Source organism: Actinosynnema sp. (assembly GCF_052038725.1).
Window position 1 is genome coordinate 1 of the sequence record NZ_JBQGCX010000008.1, and the last position, 1,930, is coordinate 1,930.

Sequence of the window (1,930 nt, forward strand, 5' to 3'; positions counted from 1 at the left end):
CGGAGACGAGCAGCGTGCCGGAGGCTCCCGCGAGCGCCCGGTCGAGCAGCGCCAGCTCGGCGACGCGTCCGGCGAGCACCGGGGACGCGGGCAGTTGCCGGGGCACGTCCGGCGCGGCAGGCGCGTCCAGCGCGCGATCGGTGGCGAGCATCCGCAGGTGCAGCTCGCGCAACCGGCGCCCCGGATCGACGCCGACCTCGTCGGCGAGCCGCGCGCGGATGCCGTCGAACCGCCGCAGCGCCTCGGCCTGGCGCCCATCGCGGTACAGGGCGAGCATCAGCTGCCCGGCGACCCGTTCGTCCAAGGGGTGCGCGTCCGCCCGCTCGGCCAGCTCGGCGCACGACACCCCCCGCCCGCCGTGCGCGAGCGCCAGGTCCACGCGGTCGAGCTCGGCGGCCAACCGCTCCCGCTCCAGGCCTTCGCGGGCGGCGGCGATCCACGGCGTGTCCACCCCGCCGAACGCCTCCCCGCGCCACAACCCGACCGCCTCCTCCAGCAGGGCCAGCCCGTCGACCTCCCCGCCGCGCGCCCGCGCGACGAGCCGCCGGAACCGGTGCAGGTCGACCAGGTCCGGGTCCACCTCCAGCGCGTACCCGCCGCCCCGGCTCGCGATCACCACCTCACCCGCCAGCGCGCGCCGCAACCGCGACACGTAGTTGCCCACCACCTGCCGGGCTCTGTGCGGAGCCCGATCCGCCCACACCCGCTCCAGCAGCCGCTCCACCGGGACCACCCGGTTCGCCTCCACCACCAGCGCCACGAGCACGCACCGCTGCCGCGCGTGCCCCACCGGCACCACCCGGCCGTCCACCCGCACCTCGACCTGCCCGAGCACGCGCAGCTCCACCGACACGACCCCACCCCCGCCCCGGTTCCTACTCCTCCCCACCGCCGCCGCACGACCGCTGACCAGCCGATTGCCGAAACGCGGCGGGATCGCGGCGACCCGGTGCCCCATCGTGTCCACCGGACCCGTCACCGAGGCGGGCCACGACGGTGGAGGAGAAGCTGTGGCGGAGCACAAGCGCTTGATCGCGGTGGCGCTCGGCCTGCTGTCCGCTCTGGCCCTGATCGCCTCCCTGCTCCCCGGCACGGCAGGGGCGGCCGAGGCGCGAGACCTGCGAGCGAGAGCCGAGGCGTACCTGGTGACACTCGGCCCCGACGCCGTGCGGGTGGCGCCGGACCGGATCGAGGCGCCGGGCGTGGAGCTGCTGCTCGCTGGGCCGGACGAACGGGCAATCGCTTGCCCTTACTACAACTTCTGCGCGTACAGCCTCAGGAACTTCGAGGGCGACCTCCTGCTGTACGAGGACTGCCGCTACGCGCTGTCGATGCCGTGGTTCACGACCGACGGGTCGTGGAAGAACAACCAGACGCCGGGCAGGCGGGCGCGGATCAACTACCTGAGGGGCACGCACTGGGACGTGCCGGGCGCCTACTCCGAGCAGTCGAGCGGCATGGGGTGGGACCAGGTCGGCACCATCGATCCCTGCTGACCTCCGCCGCAACGACCGACCACCGCCACAACCCGTTCTGACGAGGAGAGCACGATGGAGAAGAACACCCGAGCCCTGCTCCGCAAGGCGGCGCTGACCACCGCCCTGAGCCTGGGCCTGGCGCTGACCGCGGCGACGGGGACGGCGCAGGCGGCGAGCTCGACGATCCCCGGTTCGAGCGCCACGGTCAACGCGGGCAGCGGCGCGGCGTGCGCCGGTTCCGGCTCGACCACCCGCGTGTACTACGCCTACGCCATCGTGGCCGGCCAGGAGAAGGGCGGCAACTACACCACCCCGGCGGGCGGCTGTGGGAGCTTCTACCCGCCGCAGGGCACGTTCCGGCACTTCCACATATGCAACCTCGCCACTGGGGTCTGCGGTCCAGAGGTCTGGGTGTGAGACCCCCCGGTCCCGGTCGTCGCGCGGCGACCGGG

At 74.2% G+C, this 1,930-nt stretch carries 3 protein-coding genes; 2 read left to right on the top strand and 1 reads right to left on the bottom strand.

The genetic code is table 11. The features are described from left to right. On the bottom strand, window positions 1–853 hold an 853-nt coding region (locus ACTUAL_RS00130), incomplete at its 3' end, for an AfsR/SARP family transcriptional regulator (protein WP_440898820.1). A gap of 157 nt (window positions 854–1,010) precedes the next feature. Between ACTUAL_RS00130 and ACTUAL_RS00135 the strand changes: the two genes are divergently transcribed. Both ACTUAL_RS00135 and ACTUAL_RS00140 read left to right on the top strand, forming a co-directional pair. Beyond that, window positions 1,011–1,496 (top strand): hypothetical protein, encoded by a 486-nt coding sequence (locus ACTUAL_RS00135; protein WP_096494282.1) that lies wholly within the window; start codon window positions 1,011–1,013, stop codon window positions 1,494–1,496. A gap of 54 nt (window positions 1,497–1,550) precedes the next feature. Continuing rightward, window positions 1,551–1,895: a hypothetical protein gene (locus ACTUAL_RS00140; protein ID WP_096494280.1), complete on the top strand. Its 345-nt coding sequence runs from the start codon at window positions 1,551–1,553 to the stop codon at window positions 1,893–1,895. Window positions 1,896–1,930 lie beyond the last annotated feature (35 nt).

Excerpts from the sequence above, each read along its gene's own strand:
- ACTUAL_RS00140 (WP_096494280.1), top strand. The coding sequence starts at position 1,551 with ATGGAGAAGAACACCCGAGCCCTGCTCCGCAAGGCGGCGCTGACCACC.